General features: G+C 40.9%; 4 protein-coding genes and 1 tRNA gene. 3 read left to right on the forward strand and 2 right to left on the reverse strand.

From position 1 onward, the window contains the following. Positions 1 to 110 precede the first annotated feature (110 nt). Both ABZB17_RS19930 and ABZB17_RS19935 read left to right on the forward strand, forming a co-directional pair. Positions 111 to 545, forward strand: coding sequence for an agmatine deiminase family protein (locus tag ABZB17_RS19930; protein WP_372652919.1), 435 nt, complete (start codon positions 111 to 113; stop codon positions 543 to 545). After that, positions 545 to 1,198, forward strand: coding sequence for a hypothetical protein (locus ABZB17_RS19935; RefSeq protein ID WP_372652913.1), 654 nt, complete (start codon positions 545 to 547; stop codon positions 1,196 to 1,198). Before ABZB17_RS19930 ends, ABZB17_RS19935 begins: the two co-directional genes overlap by 1 nt. Before the next feature lie 49 nt (positions 1,199 to 1,247). Here the strand turns inward: ABZB17_RS19935 and ABZB17_RS19940 are convergent. After that, positions 1,248 to 1,331 (reverse strand) — tRNA-Leu (locus ABZB17_RS19940). A 278-nt stretch (positions 1,332 to 1,609) separates the two neighbouring features. Next, positions 1,610 to 1,939: a hypothetical protein gene (locus tag ABZB17_RS19945; RefSeq protein WP_372652915.1), complete on the reverse strand. Its 330-nt coding sequence runs from the start codon at positions 1,937 to 1,939 to the stop codon at positions 1,610 to 1,612. A 184-nt stretch (positions 1,940 to 2,123) separates the two neighbouring features. On the opposite strand from ABZB17_RS19945, the gene purL reads away from it, so the two are divergent. Then, positions 2,124 to 5,484 (forward strand): phosphoribosylformylglycinamidine synthase (purL, locus tag ABZB17_RS19950; RefSeq protein WP_372652917.1); only part of this gene is annotated, 3,361 nt, incomplete at its 3' end.

A 5,484-nucleotide genomic window follows, 5' to 3' on the forward strand; every position in this document is an offset into this window, starting at 1 on the left:
AAAAAGTCTCTACGTTTCAGGTGGTCACTTTGCCCCGGAGAGGGGTGGTCACTTTCAATCGGAATGAGGTGGTCAGTTTGCTCCGGAAACGGTGGTCACTTTAGCCCGGAATCAGGTGGTCAGTTTGGTCGGTTTTTCCACCTTGGGATGAAGATTGTGAGTTTGGACATGCCGATGGAATGCTGCGATTTATCAATGAGGAAACAGTTCTTGTAAGTGGATTTTATGAAATAGCCAATGAAAAATTGAAAAAGAAAATAATTGCGTCACTAAATAAAGCAAATCTAAATATTGAATGGTTAAGATGTTCTCTTAAAAGAGAGAGAGACCAGAATATTGCCTATATCAATTTTCTTCAAACTAAAGATTTAATGTTAGTGCCTCGAATAAATGCCCCGGAAGATGACATTGCCTTTGAGCAAATCTCCAAATTCTACTCTCAATATGCTATGAGCAATAGAATAAAACAAGTTGACATGTCTGAAATAGTTAAACTTGGCGGTGCGTTGAATTGCATATCATGGACTATTAAAACCGATGAATGATGAAAATACCATCTCCAACAAAGCAAATAATATCACTATATCAGGAAAAATGGGATACATTAGAAAACTATGTAGCTCAAGAACGTAGTTTGAGAAAACTTTTTACTCAAACATATCCAAATAATACTGAGTTGGATGAAGTTCTTATTAAAGTATGCTCGTTGAATGATTTTTACAGCACTAATATATTTTCGCCATTTTCAGTAGCAAAACACATCATCTCTTTAGACATTGATAAAGGGCTTTCTAACAATGACACCAATCTAGTTAATGATATTGCTAAGGTGAACGTAAACGGCAAAAAACAATTCAACTTCTATTCATTTGCCACCAAATATTGCAGTCATCATAAGCCTTTAGACTATCCCATTTATGACAGTTATGTTGAGAAGCTGTTAATGGCATTAAAAAAACAAGATAATTTCTTCAAGTTTCACAAAGCAGATTTAAAAGTTTATTCCAGCTATAAAAACATTTTAATCAAATTCAGAAAGTTTTACGAACTTGAAGAATTTGATTTAAAGCAGATAGATAAGTACTTATGGCAAGCTGGAAAGGAATTGTTTCCTAAATCGGAATACAATAAAGAATCGAGTAAAGAAAGGTTTACTTATACTTCTGCCTTAGGATTGAGTGTTATTAAAAAAGGATAAGAATAAAAACAAAACTCCCGGCTGAAAAAATCAACCGGGAGTTTTTTTGTGCCCAGAGCGGGATTCGAACCCGCACGCCCTTGCGAGCACCGGCCCCTCAAGCCGGCTTGTCTACCAATTTCAACATCTGGGCTGGTAGTATCTTCAAATTTATCAATCTCTCAAATGTTTCCGAATTGTTTCCGAAAATTTTTTCTACATTTGAGCTACGTTCTTTTATAACTCTTTATTAATCAGCTTTAGCAGTCCTTTGACCCTAAAGTTTAGTAAATGCCCCTCAACCTTGCGTGTCTACCAATTCCACCACCTGGGCAATAATTTTTTTGAACGTGCCTGCAAAACTATAAAATTTCTTTAAACCTAATTAATACAATTTGTTTTTTTGCAGTTCTCAGCAGATTTAGACTGTTATTAATTGTTTCGATCGTATTGTTCTTCCAGCTCTATTTTCGTAATCATTTCATCAACAACGGTAACTGTGTAACGCGATGTTTTTTTCACTTTTGGTGTCACCATCGGGTCAAGCGTAAGTTTATGCTGGCTGATTTCAGTGCTTTTCAATAGCTCAATTTTTTCAAAAATATAAACGTTTCCACTTTCCTTGTTAAAAACGGTTTGAGGTTTACCTAATTCCGATTCTAACGACGATAAGGGTTTTCCGATATATGTTTTTTGCAGATTTCGTTGCGAGCTGCACGATACCATAATAATTACAGCAACAATAAATAATAAAACTCTCATGTACCTAATTTTGCCCAAAGAAAACCAGAAAAAATGAAATCCGCCGGCTTTTAATCCTATTTAACGTTTTTGGTGTTAAAAAACTGTTGTCTTATTGTTATAACTTAACCGACTTGCCAATTAATATTTTTTATCTTTGCAGCGTGTTTTACAACATGTTCTTAAATTAATAGTTCGCTGCAACATGATTCAATTCTTTAAAACTCAAAGTAACAGTATTATCGCAGTTTATTCTGCACAGCCCTTAGGCGATGAAAATACCGAAAAACTGGTATGGTTATTTTCCGGAGCCGAAAGTTTAAAACCTCAGCAAATTGATGGCTGGTTTGTTGGCCCGCGTAAGGAAATGCTTACTCCGTGGAGTACCAACGCCGTTGAAATTACCCAGAATATGGGCATTGAAGGAATCCGCCGTATGGAGGAATTTTTCGAGGTAGAAAACGAAAAGGCAAAGTTCGACCCGATGCTTCAGGCTATTTACAAAGGGCTTGATCAGCAGATTTTTGCAATCGACAAAGAACCAGATCCGATTTTGAATATTGAAGATATTGCAGCATACAACGAACAGGAAGGGTTGGCTTTAAGCGATGATGAGATTCAATACCTGAATTCGGTGTCGAAAGAAATGGGACGCCCGCTTACCGATGGCGAAGTCTATGGTTTTGCCCAGGTAAACTCGGAACACTGCCGTCATAAGATATTTAACGGAACCTTCATAATTGATGGAAAAGAAATGGAATCGTCTTTATTCCAGATGATTAAAAAGACATCGAAGGAAAATCCGAATAAAATTGTTTCGGCATACAAAGACAACTGTTCGTTTGTTCAAGGGCCGGTTGTTGAGCAGTTTGCTCCAAAAACACAAGATAAACCCGACTTTTTTGAAGTAAAAGATATTGAAACGGTTCTTTCATTAAAGGCCGAAACACATAACTTTCCAACAACAGTTGAGCCGTTTAACGGTGCTGCAACCGGAACTGGTGGCGAGATTCGCGACCGTATCGCCGGAGGAAAAGGTGCTTTGCCAATTGCCGGAACGGCGGTTTATATGACATCGTATCCGCGTACCGAAGCACAACGCTCGTGGGAACAGGCAACCGAAGAACGTGATTGGTTGTACCAAACACCGGAAGAGATTCTGATCAAAGCATCAAACGGTGCCAGCGATTTTGGTAACAAATTCGGTCAGCCGCTTATTACAGGATCACTGCTTACTTTCGAGCATTTCGAGAACTTTGTGAAATATGGTTACGATAAAGTAATTATGCTTGCAGGTGGTATCGGTTTTGGAAATAAAAAGGATAGTCTGAAAGACGAACCGGGCAAAGGTGATAAAGTGGTGTTGCTTGGTGGCGATAACTACCGTATTGGAATGGGTGGTGGAGCTGTTTCATCGGTGGCAACCGGCGAATTTGAAAATCACATTGAATTAAATGCTGTTCAGCGTGCCAACCCTGAAATGCAGAAAAGGGCTTACAATGCCATTCGTGCCTTGAGTGAAGCTGATGATAATCCGATCATTTCAATTCACGACCACGGTGCAGGTGGACACCTGAATTGTTTGTCGGAATTGGTGGAAACCACCGGAGGAAAAATCGATACATCGAAATTACCTGTTGGTGATCCAACGCTTTCGCAAAAAGAAATTATTGGTAACGAGTCGCAGGAAAGAATGGGACTGGTTATGAAACCGGAACATGTTGAACTGCTTCGTAAAATTGCAGAACGTGAACGTGCACCGATTTACGAAATTGGTGAAACCACCGGCGACATGCAGTTTACTTTCGAGAACTCAACAACCGGCGAAAAATCAATCGACTGGCAGTTGGGATACATGTTCGGAAATCCTCCGAAAACAATTATGGAGGATGAAACCATCATTCCTGAATTTGACGAATTAGAATACAACTGGGAAGAAATATACGATCTGGTAGAGCAAACCATTCAGCTGGAGTCGGTGGCAAGTAAAGACTGGCTGACCAACAAGGTTGACCGCTCGGTAACCGGACGAATTGCCAAACAGCAATGCGCCGGCGAATTACAATTGCCACTAAATAACTGCGGTGTAATTACACTCGACTACCAGGGAAAAGCCGGATTGGCAACAGCAATCGGTAATGCACCGGTAGCAGCAATTGTAGACGCTGAAAGAGGTTCGGTGCTTGCAATTGCCGAGTCGTTGACAAATATTATTTGGGCGCCAATGCCTGATCAGATAAAAAGTGTGTCGTTGAGTGCCAACTGGATGTGGCCGGCCAAAAATCCGGGAGAAAATGCCCGTATTTACAACGCCGTAAAAGCAGCCAGCGACTTTGCCTGTGCATTGGGAATCAACATTCCGACAGGAAAGGACTCGATGTCGATGACACAGAAATACAAAGACGATGTAGTTTTGGCACCGGGTACGGTAATCATTTCATCGTCGGGCGAAGTTACCGATGTGAAAAAAGTTGTTGAGCCGGTATTGGTAAACGACGAAAGCAAAGAAATTCTTTACATCGATCTGTCGTTTATGGAACGTGCGCTGGGCGGAAGTGCTTTTGCACAGTCGATCAATAAACTTGGGAAAATTGCTCCAACAGTTGCCGATCCTGCAAAATTTGTAACTGCATTTAACACAGTTCAGGATCTGATCGAACAAGATCTTATTCTTGCCGGGCACGATGTGGCTTCGGGAGGATTGATAACTACCTTACTTGAAATGTGTTTCGCCAACGTAAAAGGCGGAATGAAAGTAGATGTTACTGCTTTTGAGGAAGAAGATCTGGCCAAAATATTATTGGCCGAGAACCCCGGAATTGTGATTCAGTGTGATGATAGCGAGGAGGTGAAAAAGCAACTTACTGATGCAGGAGTTGAGTTCATGTCGTTAGGCTTCCCTGTTCCTTACCGTAAAGTAAGGGTGATGAACCGCACGGTTGAAGCCGACTTTGATATCAACTCCTTACGCGAAATGTGGTTTAAAACATCGTATTTGTTAGACCGCAAACAAAGTGGAGAAGAAAAGGCGCTCGAACGTTTTAAAAATTATAAGGATCAGGCTTTAAAATTCGACTTTAAAGATTTCAGTGGAAAAGCTGCCGATTTGGGCATCGACTTGAAGCGCCGCACTGCTTCGGGTGTTAAAGCTGCAATCATCCGTGAGAAAGGTGTAAACGGCGACCGTGAGATGGCCTATGCCATGTACCTTGCCGGAATGGATGTGAAAGATGTTCACATGACCGACCTGATTGCCGGACGCGAAACATTGGAAGACGTGAATATGATCGTTTTCGTAGGTGGTTTCTCGAACTCGGATGTACTGGGTTCGGCAAAAGGCTGGGCCGGAGCATTCAAATTCAACGAAAAAGCACGTGTTGCTCTTGAGAAATTCTACCAACGCGAAGATACACTGAGTTTAGGTGTTTGTAACGGTTGCCAGGTAATGGTGGAACTGGGTGTTGTTTATCCTGAACACAGCATTCAACCCAAAATGTTGCACAACGAATCGGGCAAATTCGAGTCGTCGTTCCTGAATGTTGATATCCAGGACAACAAATCGGTGA

The organism is Draconibacterium sp., from assembly GCF_041583095.1.
In the GTDB taxonomy this organism is placed as follows: domain Bacteria; phylum Bacteroidota; class Bacteroidia; order Bacteroidales; family Prolixibacteraceae; genus Draconibacterium.